Genomic DNA, 24,734 nt, shown 5'->3' with positions numbered 1-24,734 from the left:
ACCCGCGTCCCGGGACGGGTTATCCACAATCTCCGGGACGGTGTCGCGCGGCGGCCCGCGGCTGCGAGGGTCGAGGACATGACAGCCCTGGTGATCCGCTCCGCACAAGACGCCATCGCAGCCGTCCCGTACCTGCTGGGGTTCCACCCGTCCCGCAGCCTCGTCGTGATCGGCTTCGAGAGCGACGGCAACGGAACCTGCGCGGTCCGGCTCGACTTACCGTCGTCGGACGCGGCCGAGCGGGTCGCCGCACTCCTCGCCTGCAACGGCTTCCGCCGCTCGCTCCTCCTCGGCTACGGGCCGGACGGCGATGTCCGTGAATCCGCGGCCGCCGTGTGCGCGGCCCTCGCCTGCGCGGGGGTGCCGGCCGCCGAGGCCGTCCGCGTCGCCGACGGCCGCTGGTGGTCGCTCACCTGCGACGACGACTGCTGCCCGCCCGAGGGCGTCCCCTACGACAGCTCCGCCAGCGTCGTCGCGGCCCAGGCGACCTTCGCCGGGCAGGTCGCCCTCGCTGATCGCGCCGAACTCGTCCGGTCCGTTCAGCCGGTCGGCGGCGCCGTCCGGGCCTCCATGCGCGAGGCCACGGCACGCGCGGAGACACGGCTCCTCGCTCAGCCCGAGACCTTCGGCGAGAGCTCCGACTTCGTCCCCGCCCTCCTGTCCCGCGCCCGCGCCGGCACGCCGCCGTCCGACGACGAGGTCGCCCGGCTCGGCGTTCTCCTCACCGACCTGCGCTTCCGCGACGAGGCCTGGATCCGCATCGACGAGGACGCCCCCGCCACCGACATCGCCTTCTGGCGCGACATCGTGCGCCGCGTGGAGGAGCCCTACGTCCCCGCCCCGGCGTCCCTGCTGGCCTTCGCCGCCTACTCCGCGGGCGACGGCGGCCTCGCCAACGTCGCCCTGGAACGGGCCTTGGACGCCGACCCCGCCTACTCCATGGCCGTGATCCTCGGCGAGGTGATCAACGCCGGCATCCCACCCTCGAAACTCCGCCTACGCATGACCCCCGACCAATTAGCGACCGCCTACTACAACCGCCAACAAAAGGCTGGCTGACCCACTCCCAACTCACGCCCGCTCGCGTGTGGGTTTGGGCGGGGGTGGGGGAGTGGTCGTTGGTTCTCGGGGCTGGGGTGTGTGAAGGGGGGATGGCGGGTGGTGTCTATGGGGCTACGGCTTGGCCGGGGGTGCCGGGGTCGATGCGGCGGTCGGGGTTGCGCTCGTTCCAGGCGCGCATGCGGGGCGGGTAGCCGACGATCTGGACGTCGTAGACCGGCAGGCCGAGGTCGCGGGCCACCTTGCCGATGACCTTGGGGGAGCCGACGCGGCGGCGGGTCCACTCGCCATCGTGGGCGACGGCGACGGCGGTGGTGTCGGTGGCGAAGGTCTCCGGCTCGACGAAGAACTCGACGCCGCGGCGGGAGCGGGCGAACGCGATCAGCGCCTCGATGTCGGAGTCGGTCGCCTCGCGGTCGAGCCTCGTCACCGTTGACCCGCGGTTCTTGCGGATCCCGAATCGGTCCCGGAACCTCATTGCCTGCCCCGTCGTCTGGTGGCGCCCCGGAACCGTTCCGGGGGCGGTTGTGGTGTACGACGATAACGATGGTTCGGTGTCCACGGGTTCCCGACACAGCGGCGGCGTCCACGGTGGTCGGGGACGCGAGCCCTAGACTTGCGGGTTCACGGGGGGATCAGCAGCGGGGGTGTTGATGGACGGGCCGAAACTGGTCCGGCGATGGGCTGCCGCCGCGCTCGCGGTCGTGATCTGCGGCTGGCTCAGCACACTGGCGCCGGCCGCCGAACGGGTCGAGCTCGTCAAGGCGCAGCGGAACGGCCTGCCGCCGCCCAAGGCGCCGGAGCCTGAGCCCGCGCCCGCACCGCCGCCGCCGGACTGCGTGCGGGCGAAATGCGTGGCCCTGACGTTCGACGACGGACCGGCGGCGAGCACCGGCGAACTGCTGGACATCCTCGCCGCCCGGCACGTGAAGGCGACGTTCTTCCTGATCGGGGAGAACGCCGCCGAGCACCCCGAGCTCGTCCGGCGCGAGCACGAGGCCGGGCATGAGCTCGCCGACCACAGCTACTCGCACGCCGACCTCGGCAGGGCGTCGGAGAAGAAGATCCTCTCGGAGCTGACCAGGACGCAGGACGCGATCCGGCGGGCGTCCGGGGTCACGCCGGTCATGCTGCGTCCGCCGTACGGGTCGACGTCCAAGCGGCTGACCAGGATCACGCGGGACCTGGGCATGGCGCAGGTGCTGTGGACCGTCGACCCGCAGGACTGGGAGAGCCGCGACACCGAGGACGTGGAGCGCCAGGTCCTGAAGGCGGCCAGGCCGGGCCACATCGTGCTGATGCACGACATCCACCGGACGACTGTGCGCGCCGTCCCGAAGATCATCGACGGGCTGGCGGCGCGCGGATACGTGTTCGTGACGGTGTCGGAGCTGTTCGGCGGGCGGCTCACGCCTGGGAAGGAGTACGTCCAGCTGAATTCAGGGGCGCCTCAGGGTCTTCCCTGATGGCCGCGGCCGCCGGTGGCGCGGACCATGAGAGGTATGGACAGCAGCTACGCGGTGGGGGATCTGCGGGTCTCGGACGCCGAACGCGAACCGGTCATCGAGCGCCTGCGGGACGCGTACGCCGACGGCCGTCTCGACCACGACGAACTCGACCTGCGGATGCACCTGGCGATGACGGCCAAGACCCGGAGCGACCTGGGCGCGGTGACCCGCGACCTGGTTCCCGCGCCCGGACGGCCGCCCGCCCTGCCGGCCGGCGAGGCGCCCACCGGCGAGGACCGCATGCTCGCGGCGGCGGCGCACGCGGTCGCGATCCCGACGCTGTTCGTCGGACCGCTGGTGCTGATGCTGGTCAGCGGCAAGCGGTCGGAGTACGTCCGGCGGCAGGCGGCGGAGGCCGTGAACTTCCATCTGACGCTGCTGCTGATCACGATCGTCACGTTCGGGATCGGCGGAGTGGTCTACGCGGTGGCGTGGATCCTGTCGGTGGTGGCGGCGATCTACGCCCTGGCCGGTCAGACGTTCCGCTACCCCTGGATCCTGCGCCTGGTGAAGAAGTAGCCGTCCTCCGGCGGCTGGCCGAATCAGGCGGCGGCTGGCTGAATCAGGCGCATCAGGCGCATTGTGCTCGGGCCTGGGGCGCTGGTCCTTGGTCGGGTGCCTTTCCCCTGTTCGGCTCGCCTGTTCGGCTTTGTGCATGCATGCGTCCGCGTGTCTTCGGGGGAGGTCGCCGAGCCCTAGGAGGTGGCTCCGGTGAAGTGGACTCCGTCGCCTGGGCGAGGACGAGCTCAGCAGAACGTCCTGGCCGTAGTCGGGCCGCTACACGGATGCGCGCACGTCGGCGCCAGCCCGTTCTCGGTGGGGTTGAGCGTGTGGGCCGGGCTGGGTAGGGGTGGGGGTTTGGGGTGGTGAGCTGTTCGGTTTGTGGTCGTGGGCTGTGGTGGACGGTCGGCTTCCGTGGCGTGGCGGCCGAGGGCGGAGTGTTCTTGGTTTGTCGGTGTAGGGCTTCGGGGAAAGGTTGACGTGGCCGAGTTGTTGCGGTTCTGTCGCTTCCGGGAGATGAAACGACGCCGATGTATGCGCCTGTGGCTTTATTCCCCTTCCATCCTGTGACTCCCATAACGTCCGAGTCTTGTGGACCGGTGCATGGGATGATCGATTAACTGTGTCCGGGAGGGGTAGATGACGGAGCTTGCGATCAAGGGCGGCCACGAGCGGTCGGTGGAGGCGCTCAGGAAGTCCTACGAGGCGATCCCGCCGGGCACGCCGGTGCGGCTGGCGAAGCGGACCTCGAACCTGTTCCGCTGGCGCGACCCCTCGGCGGCGCCGGGCCTGGACGTGTCCGGGTTCGACAAGGTGCTGAGCGTCGACGAGAAGGAGCGGACGGCGCAGGTCCAGGGCATGACGACGTACGAGGACCTCGTCGACGCGACGCTCCCGCACGGGCTGATGCCGACGGTCGTCCCGCAGCTGAAGACCATCACGCTGGGCGGCGCGGTGACCGGGCTCGGCATCGAGTCGACGTCGTTCCGCGACGGGCTCCCGCACGAGGCCGTCCTGGAGATGGAGGTCCTCACCGGCGACGGGCGGATCGTCACCGCGACGAAGGACAACGAGCACGCCGACCTGTTCTACGGCTTCCCGAACTCCTATGGGACGCTCGGCTACACGCTGCGCCTGAAGATCGAGCTCAGGCCCGTCGGCCCGTACGTCCGGCTGCGGCACCTGCGGTTCGGGGACGCGGCCGAGCTGGCCCGCGTGATGGGCGAGATCACCGGGTCGGGGACGTTCGAGGGCGAGTCCGTCGACTTCATGGACGGGACGGTCTTCGGCCCCGCCGAGCAGTACGTCACGCTCGGTTTCTTCGCCGACTCGGCGCCGTACACGTCCGACTACACCGGCCAGAAGATCTACTACAGGTCGATCCGGGAGCGGTCGGTCGACTTCCTGACGATCCGCGACTACCTGTGGCGCTGGGACACCGACTGGTTCTGGTGCTCGGGCGCGTTCGGCGTCCAGAACCCGACGGTCCGGCGGCTGTGGCCCGACAAGTACAAGCGCTCCGACGTGTACCGCAGGCTCGTCGCGTACGACCGGCGGTACCACTTCGTCGCGCGGGCGGAGCGGTGGCGCGGGCTGCGGCCGCGCGAGGACGTCATCCAGGACATCGAGGTGCCCGTCGAGCGGCTGCCGGAGTTCCTGGAGTTCTTCCACGACAAGGTCGGCATGAGCCCGGTGTGGCTGTGCCCGCTGCGCGCCAAGGAGCGGTGGCCGCTGTACCCGCTGGACGTGGGACGCCCGTACGTGAACGTGGGTTTCTGGGGGACGGTCAGGCTCCCACCGGGACAGATCCCCGAGTACCACAACCGGCTCATCGAGCGCAGGGTCGCGGATCTTGACGGCCACAAGTCCCTCTACTCGACTGCTTTTTACGGCAGGGACGAGTTCTGGCGGTACTACGACGGGGAGACCTACCGGCGGCTCAAGGGGATCTACGACCCCGGCGAGCGGCTGCTCGATCTCTACGACAAGTGCGTGCGCGGGCGCTGACCAGGCGTCCGCATCGGGGGATTGGCCCCGGCCGGAGCGGCGGGCTTCGCCGCCGCGGGCAGGGGCGGAGAGACAGGAGGGATCACCATGACGCTGGCCAGGGTCTTCGAGCAGCTCGCCGGGGCTGAGGCGCCAGTGGAGTTCACGGCGTACGACGGTTCGCGGGCGGGGGTGCCGGGCGCGGACATCCGCGTCGACGTCCGTTCGCCGTACGCGGTGTCGTACCTGCTGCATTCGCCGGGGGCGCTGGGCCTGGCCCGCGCCTACGTCACCGGCATGATCGACATCGGCGGCGACATGATCGCGGCGCTGACGACGATGCAGCAGGTGCTCGGCGACGTGACGCCGCGGGACAAGGCGCGGATCTTCGGCGCGGTCCTGGGCGACCCGCTGCTGCGCGGCGCGGTCACGCGCCGGCTGGACCCGCCGCCGCAGGAGGCGCCGTTCAGCCGCATCCCGTCGTGGCTGCGGCATTCCAAGAGGCGTGACGCGAAGGCCATCTCGCACCACTACGACGTGTCCAACACGTTCTACGAATGGGTGCTCGGCCCGTCCATGGCGTACACGTGCGCGTGCTTCCCCCGAGAGGACGCGACGCTGGAAGAGGCCCAGTTCAACAAGCACGACCTGGTGGCGAGGAAGATCGCGCTGAAGCCGGGGATGCGGCTGCTGGACGTCGGCTGCGGCTGGGGCGGCATGGTGATGCACGCCGCGAAGGAGTACGGCGTCAAGGCGCTCGGCGTCACGCTGTCGAAGCAGCAGGCGGAGTGGGCGCAGAAGGCCATCGCCGACCGCGGGCTGTCCGACCTGGCGGAGGTCCGGCACCTGGACTACCGGGACGTGACCGAGACCGGCTTCGACGCGATCAGCTCCATCGGCCTCACCGAGCACATCGGGAAGCAGAACCTGCCGTCCTATTTCGCGTTCCTGTACGGGAAGCTGAGACCGGGCGGGCGGATGCTCAACCACACCATCACCCGTCCGGACAACCGCGCCCCGGCGCGCAAGGAGAACGGGTTCATCAACCGGTACGTGTTCCCGGACGGCGAGCTTGAGGGCCCCGGCTTCATCCAGATGCAGATGAACGACGCCGGGTTCGAGATCCGCCACCAGGAGAACCTGCGCGAGCACTACGCCCGCACGCTGACCGGCTGGTGCGAGAACCTCGACGCGCACTGGGACGAGGCCGTCGCCGAGGTCGGCGAGGGCACCGCCCGGGTGTGGCGCGTGTACATGGCGGGCTGCGTGCTCGGCTTCAACCAGAACTGGATCCAGCTGCACCAGACGCTGGGCGTCAAGCTGGGCGTCAACGGCGCCAGCCACATGCCCCTGCGCCCCGACTGGGGTTCCTGACACCACGCTGGGCGGGATGGCCTGCGGGCGTCCAACCTCGGGTCAACATTCGTCCTGCCCTGATATCGACGCAGGTGGACGGGGGTACGGAGGCTACGCGGCAGTCGGTGCCTGCGAGCTCGGGGGGACGTGTGGCCATGCACATCCGGTCCCCGGTGAGGCCGATGCTGGCCGCGGCCGTCGACCACGTCCCGTCGCCGCAGTCGTGCCCGGGCGGCTGCCGGTACGAGCCGAAGTTCGACGGGTTCCGGGCGATCGCGATCGTGGCCGAGGACGGCGCCGTCCGCCTGTCGTCCCGCCGCAGGACCCGCCTGGACGACGCGTTCCCCGAGATCGCGGCGGCCGTCCGCGAGCGGCTCGCCCCGGGCACGGTCGTCGACGGGGAGATCGTCCGCTGGGGGGTGGACGGGCGCCTCGACTTCGGCGCACTGCAGCGCCGCCATTCCGCCGGACGCCGCCGCGCGGGACTCGCGCGCACGGAGCCCTGCCACTACGTCGTGTTCGACGTCCTCGAATCGGGCGGCGAGGACCTGCGGCCCCGCCCGCTGCGCGACCGCCGCGCCGTCCTTGAGGCCCTGCTCGGCGGGGCGGACGAGGCGTCGACGCGGGTGGTCGTCACGCCGCAGACGTCCGATGTGGAGGAGGCGCGCGTCTGGTTCGACGCCCTCGCCCCGCAGGGCGTCGAGGGTCTCGTCGTCAAGGACGCCGACGGCCCCTACCTGGAGGGACGCCGCCGCTGGCGGAAGGTGAAGCGCCGGTTCACGACCGAGGCGATCGTCGGCGGCGTGACCGGGACCCGGCAGGCGCCGGAGTCGCTGATCCTCGGCCGCTACGACGCCGAGGGCCGGCTCCGCGTCGTCGCGCGGACGACGCCGCTGCCGCCCGAGGCGCGCACGTCGCTCGGCGAGCTGCTGCGGCACGCCGGGCCCGACCATCCGTGGCCCGCGGAACTGCCCGCCGGGTTCGCGGGCGGCCCGTACGGGTCGCATCCGCCGATCCGCTACGTCCGGACGGAGCCGGAGACGGTCGTGGAGATCAGCGCGGACGCCGCCGTCGAGCAGGGACGCTGGCGGCACGCCGTCCGGTACATCCGCGTCCGCGCGGACCTGGACGCGTCGCAGTCCCCGCTCTTCGGCGCCTGACCCCGCGAGCCCCCGCGCGCTTGAGCCCGCCAGCCCTGCGCGCTTGAGCCCGCTAGTTCAGCCAGCCGAGGATGTGGTCGTTCACGTTTGCGGGGCGGTCGAGTTGCAGGAAGTGTCCGGCGCCCGGCACGAGCTCGGCGCGGGACCCGGCGGGGAGCGCCGCCAGGACGCCGCCGAGATCGCCGCCCGGCGCGACGACGTCCGCGCCCACGCAGCCGTCCTCGGAACCGTGCAGGTAGAGGACGGGCACGTCGCCGCGCGATGAGACGGCCCGCTGTTCGGCGGCGTAACGGTCGGAGTGCCGCGACGCGTCGAACATCGCGCGGTAGTAGCCGAGCGCGGCGGTGACGTTGTCCGGCGCGGCGAGGCACTCCATGACGTGGTCGACGTCCTCCGCGTGGCCGCCGGCGCCGGGCGGGGACCAGTCGCGCCAGAGGCCCTCGACGAAGGCGCGGCCCAGGACCGCCTCGGCGACCGGCGTCTGGAAGACGTACATGTAGAACGAGCGCTTGAGCTGCTCGTACTCGAAGAACCGGCCGGTCACCAGGGAGATCGGCGGGACGGACATCGCGACGGCCCGGCGCCAGCGTCCCGGAGCGAGGCTCGCGGCGCCGTAGGCGGCGAAGGCGCCCCAGTCGTGTCCGATGACGACGGCGTCGGGCCCGCCGCCGAGGGCCTCGTGCAGGGCGACGGCGTCGGCGGCGAGGGCGCCGGTCTGGTAGGCGCCGTCCTCCGGGACGGACGTCGGCGCGTAGCCGCGCATGAACGGGGCCACCGCGCGGAACCCGGCGGTGGCCAGTTCCGGCAGGAGGTGCCGCCAGGTGTGCGCCGAGTCGGGGAAGCCGTGCAGGAGCAGCACCAGCGGAGCGTCCGCGGGACCCGCCGCGAGGTAGCCGAAGTCCAGCCCGTTCGCCGTGACCGACCCGGTCGTGATCTCGCCCATGCAGCCTCCTCGGTTCGCGCCGCACGTTACCCCGCGTGCGCCGGCGGTCGCGTGAGCCGGCGGTAGTGTGAGCCGGGTCACCGGGCCGATCAAGGTCCGCACGGCGCTTTACTTGAGAAGCTGCCTGTAAACCGAATCGGTCGAAGCGACGAGGTGGTGGCAGGTGCTCAGGGTCAACGAGATCGACCTGACCGACTGGGAGTTCTGGCGGCGTCCGCACGAGTACCGGCACGAGGCGTTCAAAACCTTACGGTGGCACCCCGAACTGGTGCGCTTCGAGGAACCCGACATCGTCATCGTGCCGCAGGGGCCCGGCTACTACGCCCTGACCCGGCACGCCGAGGTCGTCGAGGCGTCCCGCCGCCCGCAGGACTTCTGCTCCGGCAAGGGCTCCACCAGCATCTGGGACATGCCCGGCGACCTGCACGAGTACTTCGGTTCCATGATCAGCATGGACGATCCCCGGCACGCCAAGATCAGGCGGATCGTGTCCAGGGCGTTCTCGCCGCGCATGATCCAGCGGTTCCAGGACCAGGTCGAGGCCGTCGCCGTCCAGATCATCGACGACGTGGCGGCGGGCCGCGGCACCGGCGACTTCGTCGCGGACATCGCCGCCCGGCTCCCGCTGAAGATCATCTGCGACATGATGGGGATCGGCGAGGAGCACTACCGGACCGTCTTCGACGCCACCAACGTCGTCCTCGCGGGCAACGACGACGAGTTCCTCCCGTCCGACGACCCCGAGCAGGTCGCGATGGCGCTGCTCGGCGCGGGCGAGACCCTCAAGAACCTGGTCGAGGACCTCGGACGCCAGCGCCGCAAGGAGCCGACCGACGATCTGACCTCGGCACTGGTGAACGCGAACATCGACGGCGAGTCGCTGACCGACCAGGAGCTCGGCTCGTTCTTCATCCTGCTGGTCGTCGCCGGCAACGAGACCACCCGCAACGCCATCGCGCACGGCCTCGACCTGTTCACCCGCCACCCGGACCAGCGCGCCCTGCTCACCGACGACTTCGACGCCCGCGTCCCCGGCGCCGTGGAGGAGATCGTCCGGTACGTGTCGCCGGTCATCTGGATGCGCCGCACCGCCACCCGCGACACCATGCTCAACGAGCACGAGATCAAGGAGGGCGACAAGCTGCTCCTATACTACTGGTCGGCCAACCGCGACGAGTCCGTCTTCACCGACCCGGAGAAGTTCGACATCCTCCGCGACCCGAACCCGCACATCGGGTTCGGCGGGCCGGGGCCGCACTTCTGCCTCGGCGCGCACCTGGCCAGGCGCGAGATCACCGTGCTGTTCCGCGAGCTGCTGCGGCGGACGCCCGGCGTCCGCGCGTCCGGGGAGCCCGAGCGCCTGGAGTCGAGCTTCATCAACGGCATCAAGCGCCTGCCCTACACGTTCTAGCGCGGCTACCAGGGGATCCGGCCGTCCTCGTCGATGAGGGCGCCCGTCGGGCCGTGCGCGCCGAGCCGGGCCACGTCCGCGATCACGGCCGCCCCCTGGGCCGCCGGCCGGACGCCGGTGTGCCCGTTCAGGTCGGTCGCGCAGAACCCGGGCGCCGCCGCGTTCACCTTGATCGGCGTCCCGGCCAGTTCCCTCGCGTAGGCGACGGTCACCGCGTTCAGCGCCGACTTGGACGTGTTGTACGGCAGCAGGTTCGGCCCATGGAAGGACGGATCGCCCACCCGCGCCAGCAGGCTGAGATGGCTGGACACGTTGACGATCCGTCCGGCGGGGGAGCGGCGCAGCAGCGGGAGCATCGCGTTGGTGACGGCGACGACGCCGAACACGTTGGTGTCGAACGCGGCCCGCACGAGGTCGGGCGCGACCCGGCTGGGCGGCGTGATCGTCGCGGGGTCGGACGCGTCCGTCGTCGTGATCCCGGCGTTGTTGACGAGGACGTCGAGGCGGCCGTGCTCCTGCCCGATCCGTTCCGCGGCGGCCTCGGCGGACTCCGGGACGGTCACGTCGATCCGGACGAAACGCGCGTCGATCCCTTCGCCGCGCAGCACGGCGGCGGCCTTCTCGCCGGCGCCGGCGGAACGGGCGCCGATCAGGACGGTCGCTCCGTCCCGCCCGAGGATCCGGGCGGTCTCGAAGCCCAGGCCCTTGTTCGCTCCGGTGATGAGGACGATCTGTGCGGTCATGCCCTCAGCCTGCGCGGCGGCGCCGCCGGTGCGGAGAGACCGGCCGAGGCTGGGATCGCCGGTACCACCTTGCGCCTGGCGCCGGCGCCGCTGCGTCGGACATCCTGGATGGCATGGACAGGCAGGGGATGGCGTTGTTCCTGCGCTCCCGCCGGGCCCGCGTCCAGCCGGCGGACGTCGGGCTCCCGGCCGGCGCGCGCCGCCGCACGCCCGGGCTGCGCCGTGAGGAGATCGCGCGGCTGGCGGGGATGTCGGTGGACTACTACATCCGGCTGGAGCAGGGGCGCGGGCCTCATCCGTCCAGGCAGGTCCTCGGCGCGCTGGCGCGCGCGCTGAGGCTGACCGGCGGCGAACGCGACCACCTCTACCACCTGGCCGGTCAACCTCCGGAATCGCCGGGCGCGCCGTCGCAGGACGTCCCGCCGGGCATCCTGCACCTGCTCGAACGGCTGGACGACACGCCCGCCTACGTGCTGAACGCCCGCCATGACATCCTCGCCTGGAACGCCCTGGCGGCGGCGCTGATGACCGACTTCGCCGCCATGGAGCCGCGCGAGCGCAACGTCGTCCGCTGGCTGTTCACCGGCCGGTCCATCGAGCGGTTCGGCGCGGACGAGTACGTGACGCAGCTCGCCCGCGAGTCGGTGGCGGACCTGCGCGCCGCGTCGGGCCGCTACCCCGGCGACCCGGGCATCGCCGAGCTGGTCGCCGAGCTGTCCGCCCGCAGCCCGCTGTTCGCCCGGCTCTGGGACGAGGGCGAGGTCGGGATCAGGCGCGGCGGCCGCAAGCGGATGACGCACCCGGTCGTCGGGGAGCTGGAGCTGCACAGCGACGTCCTGTACGTCCCGGAACGCGACCAGCGGGTGGTGCTGTACACGGTCACGCCCGGGACGCCGTCCCACGAGGCGATGAAGCTGCTCCGCGTCATCGGGACCCAGGACCTCAGCTCGCGCTGAGGACGGCGCCCCGGCCGGGGGTCAGCGCAGCTCGCGTTTGAGGATCTTGCCGGTGGCGGTCATCGGCAGCTCGTCCCGGAACTCCACGATCCGCGGGTACTTGTATGTGGCGAACTGCTCCTTGCCCCATTCGACCAGTTCGTCCTCGGTGACGGCGGCGCCGGGCTTGCGGATCACGTACGCCTTGATCTCCTCGCCGTGCGAGGGGTGCTCGACGCCGACGACCGCGGCGAGCGACACGTCCGGGTGCGTCATCAGGACCTCTTCGAGCTCCCGCGGGTACACGTTGTAGCCACCCCGGATGATCATGTCCTTGGAGCGGTCGATGATGAAGTAGTAGCCCTCGTCGTCGCGGCGGGCCACGTCGCCGGTGCGGAACCAGCCGTCCTTGATCGCGTCGGCGGTCGCGTCGGGACGCCCGTAGTAGCCCTTCATGATGTTGTGCCCGCGGATGGCGACCTCCCCGGGCCCCTCGCCCTCGATCTCCTTCCACTCGTCGTCGATCAGCTTCATCTCCACGCCCCACACGGGCAGCCCGATCGAACCGGGCTTGGTCGGACGGTCAGGACGGTTGAACGAGGCGACCGGCGAGGTCTCCGACAGGCCGTAGCCCTCCAGGATGTCGACGTCGAACTTCTTCTTGATCCCCTTGAGGACCTCCATGGGCAGCGCCGAGCCGCCCGACACCGCGACCCGCAGGTTCTCCCGGATCGTCGTGATGTCCTCCTCGGACGTGTCGTCGGTCAGCAGGCCCCAGTACATCGTCGGGACGCCCGCGAAGATGTTCACCTTCTCCTTGACCATCAGCTCGACGGCCTGCTTGGCGTCGAACCTGGCCTGCATGACGAGCGTCGCGCGGCGGTAGAGCCCGACGTTCATCACGCACGTCTGCCCGAAGATGTGGAACAGCGGCAGCGTCACCAGCGAGGTGTCGTGCAGCGTCCGGTAGAACAGCGTGTCGTCCACCATGGCGTTCAGCAGCAGATTGTTGTGCGTGAGCTCGGCGCCCTTCGGCTGGCCGGTCGTGCCGCTGGTGTAGATGATGACGGCGGTGTCGTTCGGCTCGGTCTGCTCCGTCTCGAAGGTGTTCGGCTGCCCGCCGAGCGCCGCCCAGAACAGTTCGGCCCCCTCGATGGGGGATTCGGCCGCGCCCGGGTCTGTGGGCAGCAGGAAGAGGTGCTCGCAGTTCTCGGCCTGCTCGAACCCGGCGTGCGCCATCTGGCCGAGCGGCAGCTCAGGCGTCCCCTCGAAGCAGAACAGCGCCCGCGCGTCGGAGTCGGCCAGGTGGTAGGCGATCTCCCGCGGCTTGAGCAGCACGTTCAGCGGGACGACCACCGCGCCGGCCTTGAGCGCCCCGAAGTACACCATCGGGAAGTACGGGAGGTTCGGGCAGGACAGGGCCACCTTGTCGCCCGGCCGGACGCCGCGCGACACCAGCAGGTTCGCGACCTGGCTGGCGACCGTGTCGATGAACGAGTAGGAGAGCCGGATGTCGCCGAACACGACCGCGTCACGATCGGGCGTCTCCCGGGCGGCGTCCTCCAGCAGCACGGACAGGTTGAGCATGGCACTCCTCGCGCGGAATGGTGACCGGCCGGTTAGTTACCGGCGAGTGTACGAACCGTTCCGCACATCCTGCTCCATCGGCCTCCGCCCGCGCCATCCCCTGCGCTGGGGAAAGACCGGGGGAGGCGACGAAGACGGCGGGAGGCGGCGAAGGGGAGAGACCGGTGGCGGCGAAAGACCCGGGGAAGGCGGCCCAAGAAGGGACGGGGGAGGCGGCGCAAGAAGGGAGGGACCGGGCGGGAGCGCGGTCCCGCCCGGTCCCTCAGGTGCGGGCGACGGAGAGCGACGCGGCCCGCGGGGGATGGTCTTTAGCTGAACTCCACATCCGAGCACTGGTAGAAGGCGTTGCCGGTGTCGGCGATGTCCCAGACGGCGAGGATCAGGTGCCGGCCCTGCTTGTCGGGCAGCGTGCCCTGGTGGGAGACGCTGTTCGGCGGCCGCTTGCCGCCGTCGTTGATCTGCAGGAAGGGCTGCGGTTCCAGCGCGGCGCGGGTGAGCGGCTTGGTGGGGTCCCAGCCGTCCTTCGTGATGAAGTACCGCCAGGAGGTGGTGGCGTGCGCGGCGGTGAGCGTCCATTTGAAGGTGTAGGACTGGCCGCCCGTGAGCTTGTTCGCAGGCCACTGGCCGCCGCGCGGGTCGTCGAGCGGCGCGAACCCGCCGCCTCCGCAGATCGTGCCGTCGCGGGGCCCGCGCTCCGGGAACCCCTTCGGCCCTTCGATGCTCTGCGGCTCGTGCTCGGCGCCGCCGCAGTTCTTCGCGGCGCCCTGCTTGCAGAACAGGGCGCGGCTGATGGGAGCGTTGGTGTAGCCGTGCGAGAGGGCGGCCGTGGCGGTGGCCACGGTCAGCCCCGTCGAGGCGACGGCGGCGAGGGCGAGCGTCCGTTTTCGGGGCGGACGGAGCTTGGCGGGCATACTCGGTCCTCCTGGCGGGGGGTGGAGGCGACCTTGATCGGAGTCGGTAGCCACGGGTCGGATGGACGTCTGGGAAAGCTTTTTATAGGAAACCTTCCTATTAGATCGAGGATGGAGGATGGACGCCCACCGCGTCAACCCCTGATTTCACGGCCGCTCCGAGCCCGCCCGTCCATGGCCGGTTTTCTCCCCCGTCGGCCGATTCCCGCCGCATCCCGCAGCCCGGCACCGTTACGATGTGCGATTCGAGCGAGGAGAGGTGCGGGATCTTGATCATTTTCGGTTGGCGGGTGGTGTTCTTCACCCTGAGCAGGGGAGTCTTCCATTGCCCCGACTGCGGCGGCGACCGCGACTACCGGCGCCGGCAGGGCCGCAACTTCTTCACCCTGTTCTTCATCCCGGTCATCCCGCTGACGAAGGCGGGCGGTGAGATCGTCGAGTGCGACACCTGCCGCGGGCGCTGGAACCCCGCCGTCCTCGACGTGCCGACCACCGCGCAGCTCGCCCAGATGCCCGCGATGCTCCTGCGCATGACGATCGCGCAGGTCCTGCGCTCGGGCGACTACACCAACGCCGCCGCCCGCGCCCGCGCCGTCACCGTCGTCCGGCAGGCCGGCGAGCACGCCTACGACGACAACGCGCTGACCGCCGACCTCGGCCGTCCGTTCGAGGAGGTCCGCGTCGAGATCGGGCACGCCGCGCCCGCGCTGGCGCCCGAGGCGCGCGAGAGCATCCTGCGGGCCGCCGCCGAGATCGCCCTCGTGGACGGCCCCCTCAGCGTCTCGGAGGAGGAGACCCTGACCGCCGTGGGCGCCGACCTCCGCCTCACCCGCGTCCAGGTGACCGGCGTCATCTCGCTGGCCCGCCAGGAGTCCGGTCACTGAACCCCCGGCGGGAGGGCTTGCGATTGCGCTACTCTTGATGTATGTCGGCACGGCTGCTCCTCGAACGACCACGTTGACGCACTGACGTCGACGTGGTGGCCCCTCCTGAGCGAGGGGCCGTTTCATGTCGGAGGACGGCCCACGCCCCTGAAGCAGCCCAGCGAACGAGCAAGAAACCGGAGTCTGGAAGCGTGAGCAGCGACGCAACTACCCGCGCGGCGGCCGGGGGGCCAGGGGGGTCGCCCTCCCCGAGTGACGGGTACGACCCACGGGCGGTTCAGGACAAATGGCAGGCCCGCTGGGCGGAGCTCGAACCGTTCGCGGCCGACGAGAAGGACGACGACCGGGAACGGCGCTATCCGCTGGACATGTTCCCGTACCCCAGCGGCGACCTGCACATGGGCCACGCCGAGGCGTTCGCCATCGGCGACGTCCCCGCGCGGTACTGGTTCCAGCGCGGCTTCAACGTCCTGCACCCCATCGGCTGGGACTCCTTCGGCCTGCCCGCCGAGAACGCCGCCATCAAGCGCGACTCGCACCCCGCCGAGTGGACGTACGCCAACATCGACACGCAGGCGTCGTCGTTCCACCGCTACGCGCCGTCGTTCGACTGGACGCGGCGGCTGCACACGTCCGACCCCGAGTACTACAAGTGGACGCAGTGGCTGTTCCTGCGCTTCTACGAGCGCGGCCTGGCGTACCGCAAGGGCGGCCACGTCAACTGGTGCCCGAAGGACCAGACCGTCCTCGCCAACGAGCAGGTCGTCGGCGGGCACTGCGAACGCTGCGGGACGCTGGTCGAGAAGCGCGTCCTGACCCAGTGGTACTTCAAGATCACCGAGTACGCGGACCGGCTGCTGGACGACATGGAGCAGCTGGAGGGCAAATGGCCCGAGCGCGTCCTGCTGATGCAGCGCAACTGGATCGGCCGCTCCACCGGCGCCGACATCGACGTGGTGATCGAAGGACTGGACCAGCCGGTGACGATCTTCACCACCCGGCCGGACACCATGTTCGGCGCGACGTTCTTCGTCGTGGCGCCGGACGCCCCCCTGGCGGAGGAGGTCTGCGCACCGGAACGCCGGGCGGCCTTCGAGGCCTACCGCGAGGAGACCTCCCGGGAGAGCGACATCGAGCGGCTGTCCACGGAGCGCGAGAAGACCGGCGTCTTCCTGGGCCGGTACGCGATCAACCCCGTCACGGGCGAGCGCATCCCGGTCTGGGCGTCGGACTTCGTCCTGGCCGACTACGGACACGGCGCGATCATGGGCGTGCCCGCGCACGACCAGCGCGACCTGGACTTCGCGATGAAGTTCGGGCTGCCGGTCCGCATCGTCGTGGACACCGGCGAGGACGATCCCGCCGAGACCGGGATCGCGACGCCCGGCGACGGCCGCCTGATCAATTCCGGGCCGATCGACGGGCTGACCAAGGCCGACGCCATCGCCCGCATCATCGAGATCGTGGCGGAGCGCGGCACGGGCCGCGCGGCGGTGAACTTCCGGCTGCGCGACTGGCTGGTGTCCCGGCAGCGGTTCTGGGGCTGCCCGATCCCGATCGTCCACTGCGAGGCGTGCGGCGAGGTGCCCGTCCCCGACGACCAGCTGCCGGTGACGCTGCCCGAGGGGCTGCGTGGCTCCGACCTGGCCCCGAAGGGCACGTCGCCGCTGGCAGCCGCGGCCCACTGGGTGAACGTCGAATGCCCCAAGTGCGGCGGCCCCGCCAGGCGCGACACCGACACCATGGACACGTTCGTCGACTCGTCCTGGTACTTCTTCCGTTACTGCTCGCCCGGCTACGAGGGCGGCCCGTTCGACGTCGACCAGGTCCGCCGGTGGATGCCGGTCGACCAGTACACGGGCGGCGTCGAGCACGCCATCCTGCACCTGCTGTACAGCCGGTTCTTCACCAAGGTGCTGTACGACATGGGCATGGTCGAGTTCACCGAGCCGTTCCGGCGGCTGCTGAACCAGGGCCAGGTCATCAACCAGGGCAAGGCGATGTCGAAGTCGCTGGGCAACGGCGTCGACCTGGGCGCGCAGATCGCCGAGTTCGGGGTGGACGTCGTCCGGCTGGCGATCCTGTTCTCCGGGCCGCCGGAGGACGACATCGACTGGGCGGACGTGTCCCCGCACGGCATGTCGAAGTTCCTGTCCCGCGTGCACCGCATCGCCACCGAGGTCGCGTCCCCGCCGGGCGTGGACGTCGCGTCCGGCGACCCGGCCCTGCGCCGCGTCACCGCCCGGACGATCCACGAGGCCACGACCCTGGTCGAGACGCAGCGGTTCAACGTGGCGATCGCGCGGATCATGGAGCTGGTGACCGCGACCCGCAAGGCGGTCGACTCCGGGCCCGGCGCCGCCGATCCCGCCGTCCGCGAGGCGGCCGAGGCCATGGCGATCATGCTGTCGCTGTTCGCGCCCTACACGGCCGACGAGGTGTGGGAGCTGCTGGGGCGCACCGCCCCGGTCATCCGCGCGGGCTGGCCGTCCGCCGACCCCGCCCTGCTGGTGGAGGAGTCGGTGACGTGCGTCGTCCAGGTCGCCGGGAAGGTCCGCGACCGGCTGGAAGTCGCGCCGGGCATCGCCGAGGCCGACCTGGAGCGGCTGGCGCTGGCGTCCACCAAGATCCAGGACGCGCTGGGCGGCGCCGAGATCGCCAAGATCATCGTCCGGGCGCCCAAGATCGTCAACATCGTCCCGAAGCGCTGACGAATCCCGAAGCGTTGACGACACCCGTCCGTCTGGCCGGGGGGACCCACCGGGCCTGAGGGACGAGACCACGACCGGCCCGGTCGCGCGGCCCCGGGTTCGCGGGGCCGCGCGCGGGTCACATCTTGCGGAGGACCGCGACGACGCGTCCGAGAACCGTCGCCTCGTCGCCGGGGATCGGCTCGTAGGCGGGGTTCTGCGGGAGCAGCCAGATGTGGCCGTCCTCCCGGCGCTTGAACGTCTTCACCGTCGCCTCGCCGTCGATCATGGCGGCCACGATGTCGCCCTGCTCGGCCACCGGCTGCTGCCGGACGACGACCCAGTCACCGTCCGCGATCGCCGCGTCGATCATCGAGTCGCCGGTGACCTTCAGCAGGAAGTGCGTGCCCTCGCCGACGAGTTGCTTCGGCAGGGTGAACACGTCCTCCACGGCCTCCTCGGCCAGGATCGGCCCACCTGCGGCGATCCGTCCGACGAGCGGCACGTAGGCGGGCGTGGGCTGCGCCGACGAGGGCTGCCCCCCGGCCGCCTCGTAGGCCTCGTCGTCCGTCCGCACCGGCGTGGCGCCCGGCACCCGCACCTCGACCGCGCGCGGCCGGTTGGGGTCGCGGCGCAGGAAACCCTTGCGCTGCAGCGCCCGGAGCTGGTGCGACACGCTGGACGTACTGGTCAGGCCCACGGCCTCGCCGATCTCGCGCATCGAGGGCGGGTACCCACGGCGCTGGACCGAGTCGCGGATCACCTCCAGGACCATGCGCTGCCGCTGCGTCAGCCCCGACTCGTCCATGGGGCCGTCTGGCAGCTCCCGGACCTTGCTCATCGCTTGTCGCCTCCCGGCGCCTCGATCGGTCACTCCTTGTCATGGAACCTATCGCGTCGGAGCGCAATGATCAAACAATTGTTCGAAGTGGTGCTCGCTTTTTGTCGGCGCCTCCTGGTAGAACATCGTACAGGCGTTCGATCGAAAATGCATTCGACGACGAGGAGGGGAGAGATGCCGGGTTCACCCCAGAGTGACCGTGCCCCGATCCGCCTGACCCGCCGCGGACGCGCCGTCCTGGTCCTGTTCGCGGCGACCGTCACGCTCGTGGGTCTGTGGCTGAGCGTGGGGCCCGGCGCCTCGGCCGGGGGCCGCGAGACTCGCACCGACCCGTCCGGGCCGTCCAGAACGGTGGTCGTCGAACCCGGCGACACCCTCTGGAACCTGGCCGCCGACGCCGACCCGGGAGCCGATCCCCGCGTCGTCGTCCAGCGCATTATCGATCTCAACGGGCTCGGCGGCGATCCGACCGTCCAGCCGGGCCAAGAGATCCGCCTCCCCGCCCGCTGACCCGCCGCCCGGCACGAGCGTCGTGGACGGTTGCGCGCGGCCCTCGGAAACGCCGACCGCGTCGGGGTTGTGGGCGGTATGCCCGCTGTCTGGAGGGGCGATCTGACGCTCTGTGTTCAATGCGGGGCTCCGTGTGACGACACGCCCGGGACGAAATCGCGGATGATCGTCCTGACCTGGTCGTACGCGGCGGATGTGATCCATGAGGCGCCGGTTCAGGTTGCGTACGCCTGCGGCGAGTCGTACCGTTGGACCACAACATCTAGTAGTCACACCGATGTACTTCACCTATATATGGAATCGTTCAGCGGTGTGAAGCGTTATCGTCAGGGGAGGGATCCAACGTGCACTGCCCGTTCTGTCGCAACCCTGACACCAAAGTGATCGACAGCCGTTCGACCGACGACGGGGGCGCCATTCGGCGTCGCCGCTCGTGCGCCGAATGCGGCCGGCGATTCACGACGCAGGAGAATGTGCTCGTCATGGTGGCCAAGCGCAGCGGGGTCACCGAGCCGTTCTCGCGCGAAAAGATCATCGCCGGTGTGCGCAGGGCCTGCCAGGGCCGCCCGGTCGACGAGGACGCGCTCGCGAAGCTGGGGCAGCGGGTCGAAGAGGAGATCAGATCCTCCGGCTCCGCGGAAATCCCCTCGCACGAGATCGGCCTCGCGATCCTGGGGCCGCTCGGCGAGCTCGACGAGGTCGCCTATCTGCGATTCGCCTCGGTCTACCGGGGCTTCGAGTCGCTGGACGACTTCGCCAAGGAGATCGAAACACTGCGCAAGGCCGGTTTCTCGGGGGAGCCGGGACCGCCTCGGTAAGGCGGGTTCCGAAAACACATCAGCACAGGTAAGAGCGTCTCCGCGCGGGGCATGCCCCACGCGGCGGCAGGGTTGTTCCTGAACAGGGCCCCGGCGGGTGGGCCCGAGAGGGGGAAGGTCATGACGGAGACGGTGAGCGGCTCGGCGGCACGGCGCGGCAAGGGGAGCCGCAAGGGGCTGAAGATCGAGCGCATTTTCACCACGCCCGGCGTGCATCCGTACGATGAGCTGCGCTGGGAACGTCGTGACGTCGTCATGACCAACTGGCGCGACGGCTCGGTGAACTTCGAGCAGCGCGGCGTCGAGTTCCCCGACTTCTGGTCGCTGAACGCCGTCAACATCGTCACGTCCAAGTACTTCCGCGGCGCGGTCGGCACGCCGCAGCGCGAGTGGAGCCTGAAGCAGCTGGTCGACCGCGTCGTCCGCATGTACGCGGACACGGGCCTCAAGCAGGGCTACTTCGCCACCGAGCAGGACGCCGAGATCTTCGACCACGAGCTGAAGTACGCGCTGGTCCACCAGCTCTTCAGCTTCAACTCGCCCGTCTGGTTCAACGTGGGCACGAAGTCCCCGCAGCAGGTCAGCGCGTGTTTCATCCTGTCGGTGGACGACACGATGGAGTCGATCCTCGACTGGTACAAGGAAGAGGGCGTCATCTTCAAGGGCGGTTCCGGGGCCGGCCTGAACCTGTCGCGCATCCGGTCCAGCAAGGAGCTGCTCTCGTCCGGCGGGACGGCCAGCGGCCCCGTGTCGTTCATGCGCGGCGCCGACGCGTCCGCCGGGACGATCAAGTCCGGCGGCGCGACGCGGCGGGCCGCGAAGATGGTCGTGCTGGACGTCGACCACCCCGACGTCGAGGAGTTCATCGAGACCAAGGCGCGCGAGGAGAACAAGATCCGCGCGCTGCGGGACGCCGGGTTCGACATGGACCTCGGCGGCAAGGACATCGGCAGCGTCCAGTACCAGAACGCCAACAACTCCGTCCGGGTGTCGGACGAGTTCATGCACGCCGTCGAGTCGGACGCCGAGTTCGGCCTGCGCGCCCGGATGACCGGCGAGGTCGTCGAGACCGTCAAGGCCAAGGACCTGTTCCGGCTGATGGCGAAGGCCGCCTGGGAGTGCGCCGACCCCGGCATCCAGTACGACGACACGATCAACGACTGGCACACCAACCCGGAGACCGGGCGCATCACCGCGAGCAACCCGTGCTCCGAGTACATGAGCCTGGACAACTCGTCCTGCAACCTGGCGAGCATCAACCTGCTGAAGTTCCTCACCGATGAGGGGACGTTCGACGTCCAGAGGTTCGTCAAGCTCACCGAGCTGATCATCACGGCGATGGACGTGTCGATCACCTTCGCCGACTTCCCGACGGAGAAGATCGCGGAGACGACCCGCGACTACCGGCAGCTCGGCATCGGCTACGCCAACCTCGGCGCCCTGCTGATGGCGACGGGCCACGCCTACGACTCCGATGGCGGACGGACCCTCGCCGCGGCGATCACGTCGCTGATGACGGGCGTCGCCTACCGGCGGTCCGCGGAGATGGCGAGCGTCGTCGGCCCGTACGCGGGCTACGCGCGCAACGCCGAGGGCCACAAGCGCGTTATGCGCAAGCACGCCGCCGCCAACGACGGCATCCGCACGCTGGACGCGATGGACAAGACGATCCACGCGGCCGCGGCGAAGCAGTGGCAGGAGTGCCTGAAGCTCGGCGAGAAGCACGGCTACCGCAACGCCCAGTCCTCGCTGCTCGCGCCGACCGGGACGATCGGCCTGATGATGGACTGCGACACCACCGGCATCGAGCCGGATCTCGCGCTGATGAAGTTCAAGAAGCTCGTCGGCGGCGGGTCCATGCAGATCGTCAACCAGACGGTGCCGCGCGCGCTGGAGATGCTCGGCTACCAGCAGGAGCAGATCGAGGCGATCGTCGAGTACATCGCCGAGCACGGCCACGTCGTGGACGCCCCCGGCCTGCGCACCGAGCACTACGAGGTGTTCGACTGCGCGATGGGCGAGCGGGCGATCAGCCCGATGGGGCACGTCCGGATGATGGCGGCCGTCCAGCCGTTCCTGTCCGGCGCGATCTCCAAGACGGTGAACATGCCGGAGCAGGCCACCGTCGAGGACATCGAGAAGGTGTACTTCGAGGGGTGGCGGCTCGGCCTGAAGGCCCTGGCGATCTACCGCGACAACTGCAAGGTCGGCCAGCCGCTGTCGGCCGCCGGGAAGAAGGAGGAGGCCAAGGAGGCGCCGGCGGAGGCCGCCGGGGCGACGCGTCCGGTCCGCAGGCGGCTGCCGAAGCAGCGTCCGGCGACCGTCACGCGGTTCTCCGTCGCGGGCGCCGAGGGCTACATGACGGCGTCGTCCTACCCGGACGACGGCGTCGGCGAGGTCTTCCTCAAGCTCGGCAAGCAGGGCTCCACCCTCGCCGGCGTGATGGACGCCTTCTCCATGGCGATCTCCATCAGCCTGCAGTACGGCGTCCCGCTGGAGACGTGGGTGGAGAAGTTCACCAACATGCGGTTCGAGCCCGCCGGGATGACCGACGACCCCGACATCCGCATGGCGACCTCGGTGATGGACTACATCTTCCGCCGCCTGGCGCTGGACCACCTTCCCTACGAGGAGCGGGCGGGCCTCGGCATCCTGACGGCGGGGGAGCGCGCCATGCAGGCCAACGGCGAGGACCCCGCCGCCCTGCACGCCGAGGACGAGGTCGACCACGAGTCCCTGGCCCAGTCCGCCGCGATCTCCCGGCCCGCGCCCGCGGCGTCGGCCCCGGCGGGGGAGGCGCGCTCGTCGATGGAGGTCATCGAGAGCCGTCAGGGACGCACCGCGGACGCGCCGCTCTGCCTCACCTGCGGCACGAAGATGCGCCCGGCGGGCAGCTGCTACGTCTGCGAGGGCTGCGGCTCCACCAGCGGCTGCAGCTGATCCCGGGCCTTCTCGCTCGCCTGATCACGCGCCGAGGATGGAGATCGCTCGCGCGCGTGATCAGGTGTGTGCGCGTGATCGCTCGTGTGTGCGGGATCAGGAGTTGTCGGCGGGGTCGTTCTTGTCGTCGGGCGAGGCGGTGCTCTCGGCCGGCTGGGCGCCCCGAGCGCGGCGCCGCCGGGCCGCCTTGCGGGGGCCGGCCACCAGCAGGTCGTCCTCGGAGCCCTCGGGGACGGCGGGGAGCCCGGCGGGCCCCGCCGGCCCGGCGGGCTCGGAGGTTTCGGCTGGCGGGGCCTTCTTGGCCGACCGTCGCGCCCGGTGCTTCCGCGCGGGCTTCGTGTCGGGCTTCGTCTCGGCCGCGGGCCTCGATTCGGCCTCGCGGAGCGATCTCACGAAGCTCGCCGCGTCCTCCTCGACGTCGTCCGGACGGCGCTGCCGCTTCGTCGCGATCCACTGGTCGAGGGTCAGCCGGCCGCCGGCGCCCGCGGCGAAGAGCAGGCTCGCCAGGCCGAGCACGAGGACGAGTTCGTAGCCGTTCTCGACGGTTCCGCCGTCCACCATGAACAGGCCCTCGCCCGCGTGGACGAACACGAACGCGCCGGCCATGTCCACGAACAGCAGCAGGCCGGTGATCGGCAGGGCGAGCCCGGCGATCAGCGCGGCGCCGCCCAGCAGTTCGGCGAACGCGGCGTAGACGGCCGCGGCCGTCGGGAGCGGGACGCCGAGGTCGTCGAACGAGCGGCCGGTGGCGGTGATGCCCGCCTCGATCTTCTGCCAGCCGTGTGCGATGAAGACGAGGCCCACCCCGAGCCGCGCGAGGACTGCCACGACGTCGTACAGCGGGCGAGAGCGCATGTCGTCGCTCCTTGGGGTGCGGTGAGGGCCCGGTCGAACGGAGAGTATGACGGCCTTTGCGCGGATTCGGCGACCAATGCAGGTGAGGACGGGTGCCAGCCGCCTCCGGGACGGCGTGAGGGGCCATGTCAGCGTTCGGTCGCGGCGGCCTGGGGCAGTGCCGCGGTGGCGGTCTCTGTGGCGTGTTCTATGGCCTTGATGCCGTCCCGCATGGTGGCGTTGCGCTCGGAGATGGCGGCGATCAGATAGCGGTGCCCGGCGGCGCGGACGATGCCGATGCTGTTGATCGTCCAGCGGCCGCCGTGGACGTCGCGGGGCAGCCAGCCGTTCTTCACCTCGGCCTCGCCGCCGGCGGCGCTCACGCCCCATGCCTGGTCAGGCGCGACGTCCCGCATCAGGCGGCGGACGTAGCGGCGGCCGGCGGCGTCGAGGGGGCTCTCCGGCGAGGTGAGCGCGGCGAGCAGCCGGACCTGGTCGGCGGCGCTCGTCGTCGTCGAACCCCACGCGCCGCCCGGGCCGGGTTCGGTGTCGCGAAGGCCCAGCCTCCTGTTGGCGGACGCGAGGCCGGCGGAGCCGCCGATCGCGTGCCAGAGTTCGGTCGCGGCGGCATTGTCGCTCGTCTTGATCGCGCGTTCGGCCAGGGCTTTCTCGGCGGACGTGAGAGGCCGTTTCCGGCGCTGCGCCTTGAGCATTAACGCCATGACGATGTCGACTTTGACGATGCTCGCCGTCGCCGTTCGCAAGGTGGCGGCGTAGGAGTACGAGATGCCGGTGGACAGGTCGCGAACCGATAGCGCCAGGCTCCCTTGCCGGTCGCCGAAATGGTCGGCGAGGGCCCGGGTGAGTGCTTCACGTTGTGTGTCCGTGAAGGTGGGCGTTGGCTTCTGCCGCGGAATGGGAGTCGTCTCCATAATCGAAGGTGCCGGGACGGGGACGGGCTCGTACACGAATGTCGAAGAACCGGCCACAAAGACGGCGATCGCCGCGAGTACGACGGGGATGAGGAGCCATGCGCGTCTCATGGGCGCGGCCATGCGGCCTCGGACTGCATGGTCGGGAGTGTTGTGAGAGCGCCGTTACCTTGGCGTTAGCACTC

Annotated in this window: 21 protein-coding genes; 13 read left to right on the top strand and 8 right to left on the bottom strand. The window is 70.5% G+C overall.

What is annotated here, in order from left to right; all coding sequences use genetic code 11:
- Positions 1–78 precede the first annotated feature (78 nt).
- Positions 79–1,059 (top strand): DUF4192 domain-containing protein, encoded by a 981-nt coding sequence (locus tag ACH34T_RS31385; RefSeq protein WP_396024555.1) that lies wholly within the window; start codon positions 79–81, stop codon positions 1,057–1,059.
- Positions 1,060–1,165: 106 nt separating this feature from the next.
- Here ACH34T_RS31385 and ACH34T_RS31380 read toward each other — a convergent pair whose 3' ends face one another.
- Positions 1,166–1,537, bottom strand: a complete 372-nt coding sequence (locus ACH34T_RS31380; protein ID WP_328367079.1) for a hypothetical protein — start codon at positions 1,535–1,537, stop codon at positions 1,166–1,168.
- 175 nt (positions 1,538–1,712) lie between these two features.
- On the opposite strand from ACH34T_RS31380, the gene ACH34T_RS31375 reads away from it, so the two are divergent.
- From ACH34T_RS31375 to ACH34T_RS31355, 5 genes are all read left to right on the top strand, one after another.
- The gene (locus ACH34T_RS31375) at positions 1,713–2,525 is read left to right on the top strand and encodes a polysaccharide deacetylase family protein (protein ID WP_396024554.1); all 813 of its coding nucleotides are present in this window, start codon (positions 1,713–1,715) and stop codon (positions 2,523–2,525) included.
- Positions 2,526–2,561: 36 nt separating this feature from the next.
- Complete coding sequence (locus tag ACH34T_RS31370; protein WP_396024553.1) at positions 2,562–3,086, top strand: DUF1707 and DUF4870 domain-containing protein; 525 nt, start codon at positions 2,562–2,564, stop codon at positions 3,084–3,086.
- 621 nt (positions 3,087–3,707) lie between these two features.
- Entirely contained in the window at positions 3,708–5,075 is a 1,368-nt protein-coding gene (locus tag ACH34T_RS31365) for an FAD-binding oxidoreductase (RefSeq protein WP_396024552.1), read from the top strand.
- 87 nt (positions 5,076–5,162) lie between these two features.
- Complete coding sequence (locus ACH34T_RS31360; RefSeq protein WP_396024551.1) at positions 5,163–6,428, top strand: class I SAM-dependent methyltransferase; 1,266 nt, start codon at positions 5,163–5,165, stop codon at positions 6,426–6,428.
- Between the two features lie 137 nt (positions 6,429–6,565).
- The gene (locus ACH34T_RS31355) at positions 6,566–7,570 is read left to right on the top strand and encodes an ATP-dependent DNA ligase (RefSeq protein ID WP_396024550.1); all 1,005 of its coding nucleotides are present in this window, start codon (positions 6,566–6,568) and stop codon (positions 7,568–7,570) included.
- A 52-nt stretch (positions 7,571–7,622) separates the two neighbouring features.
- Here the strand turns inward: ACH34T_RS31355 and ACH34T_RS31350 are convergent, their stop codons facing one another.
- A complete protein-coding gene (locus tag ACH34T_RS31350; RefSeq protein ID WP_396024549.1) occupies positions 7,623–8,513 on the bottom strand; it encodes an alpha/beta fold hydrolase in 891 nt (296 codons plus the stop codon).
- A 163-nt stretch (positions 8,514–8,676) separates the two neighbouring features.
- Between ACH34T_RS31350 and ACH34T_RS31345 the strand changes: the two genes are divergently transcribed.
- On the top strand, positions 8,677–9,924 hold the full coding sequence (locus ACH34T_RS31345) for a cytochrome P450 (RefSeq protein WP_396024548.1): 1,248 nt from the start codon (positions 8,677–8,679) through the stop codon (positions 9,922–9,924).
- A gap of 5 nt (positions 9,925–9,929) precedes the next feature.
- On the opposite strand, the gene ACH34T_RS31340 is transcribed toward ACH34T_RS31345, so the two are convergent.
- On the bottom strand, positions 9,930–10,667 hold the full coding sequence (locus ACH34T_RS31340; RefSeq protein ID WP_396024547.1) for an SDR family oxidoreductase: 738 nt from the start codon (positions 10,665–10,667) through the stop codon (positions 9,930–9,932).
- A 113-nt stretch (positions 10,668–10,780) separates the two neighbouring features.
- On the opposite strand from ACH34T_RS31340, the gene ACH34T_RS31335 reads away from it, so the two are divergent.
- Positions 10,781–11,623, top strand: a complete 843-nt coding sequence (locus ACH34T_RS31335; RefSeq protein WP_396024546.1) for a helix-turn-helix transcriptional regulator — start codon at positions 10,781–10,783, stop codon at positions 11,621–11,623.
- A 21-nt stretch (positions 11,624–11,644) separates the two neighbouring features.
- Here the strand turns inward: ACH34T_RS31335 and ACH34T_RS31330 are convergent, their stop codons facing one another.
- Together ACH34T_RS31330 and ACH34T_RS31325 are read right to left on the bottom strand one after the other, a co-directional pair.
- Positions 11,645–13,189, bottom strand: coding sequence for a long-chain fatty acid--CoA ligase (locus ACH34T_RS31330; protein WP_396024545.1), 1,545 nt, complete (start codon positions 13,187–13,189; stop codon positions 11,645–11,647).
- Between the two features lie 308 nt (positions 13,190–13,497).
- Positions 13,498–14,100 carry a lytic polysaccharide monooxygenase gene (locus ACH34T_RS31325; protein WP_396024544.1) on the bottom strand — a complete coding sequence of 201 codons (603 nt, stop codon included), beginning with the start codon at positions 14,098–14,100 and terminating at the stop codon, positions 13,498–13,500.
- A 269-nt stretch (positions 14,101–14,369) separates the two neighbouring features.
- Here ACH34T_RS31325 and ACH34T_RS31320 point away from each other — a divergent pair, with 269 nt between their 5' ends.
- Together ACH34T_RS31320 and leuS are read left to right on the top strand one after the other, a co-directional pair.
- On the top strand, positions 14,370–14,984 hold the full coding sequence (locus ACH34T_RS31320) for a hypothetical protein (RefSeq protein ID WP_396024543.1): 615 nt from the start codon (positions 14,370–14,372) through the stop codon (positions 14,982–14,984).
- A 191-nt stretch (positions 14,985–15,175) separates the two neighbouring features.
- Positions 15,176–17,695: a leucine--tRNA ligase gene (gene leuS, locus ACH34T_RS31315; RefSeq protein WP_396024542.1), complete on the top strand. Its 2,520-nt coding sequence runs from the start codon at positions 15,176–15,178 to the stop codon at positions 17,693–17,695.
- A 118-nt stretch (positions 17,696–17,813) separates the two neighbouring features.
- On the opposite strand, the gene lexA is transcribed toward leuS, so the two are convergent.
- Positions 17,814–18,515, bottom strand: coding sequence for a transcriptional repressor LexA (lexA, locus tag ACH34T_RS31310; protein ID WP_396024541.1), 702 nt, complete (start codon positions 18,513–18,515; stop codon positions 17,814–17,816).
- Between the two features lie 174 nt (positions 18,516–18,689).
- On the opposite strand from lexA, the gene ACH34T_RS31305 reads away from it, so the two are divergent.
- From ACH34T_RS31305 to ACH34T_RS31295, 3 genes are all read left to right on the top strand, one after another.
- Positions 18,690–19,025 carry a LysM peptidoglycan-binding domain-containing protein gene (locus ACH34T_RS31305; RefSeq protein ID WP_396024540.1) on the top strand — a complete coding sequence of 112 codons (336 nt, stop codon included), beginning with the start codon at positions 18,690–18,692 and terminating at the stop codon, positions 19,023–19,025.
- Between the two features lie 344 nt (positions 19,026–19,369).
- Positions 19,370–19,843, top strand: a complete 474-nt coding sequence (gene nrdR / locus ACH34T_RS31300; protein WP_396024539.1) for a transcriptional regulator NrdR — start codon at positions 19,370–19,372, stop codon at positions 19,841–19,843.
- A 120-nt stretch (positions 19,844–19,963) separates the two neighbouring features.
- The gene (locus ACH34T_RS31295) at positions 19,964–22,783 is read left to right on the top strand and encodes a vitamin B12-dependent ribonucleotide reductase (RefSeq protein WP_396024538.1); all 2,820 of its coding nucleotides are present in this window, start codon (positions 19,964–19,966) and stop codon (positions 22,781–22,783) included.
- Between the two features lie 96 nt (positions 22,784–22,879).
- On the opposite strand, the gene ACH34T_RS31290 is transcribed toward ACH34T_RS31295, so the two are convergent.
- Together ACH34T_RS31290 and ACH34T_RS31285 are read right to left on the bottom strand one after the other, a co-directional pair.
- A complete protein-coding gene (locus ACH34T_RS31290) occupies positions 22,880–23,638 on the bottom strand; it encodes a DoxX family protein (RefSeq protein WP_396024537.1) in 759 nt (252 codons plus the stop codon).
- Positions 23,639–23,766: 128 nt separating this feature from the next.
- Entirely contained in the window at positions 23,767–24,660 is an 894-nt protein-coding gene (locus tag ACH34T_RS31285) for a serine hydrolase (protein ID WP_396024536.1), read from the bottom strand.
- Positions 24,661–24,734 lie beyond the last annotated feature (74 nt).

Origin of the sequence: Actinomadura sp. 9N215, assembly GCF_044326345.1 — a bacterium.
Lineage (GTDB): Bacteria > Actinomycetota > Actinomycetes > Streptosporangiales > Streptosporangiaceae > Spirillospora.
The sequence above is the reverse complement of the archived record's forward strand: the minus strand, read 5'-3'. Positions and strand labels throughout refer to the sequence as shown.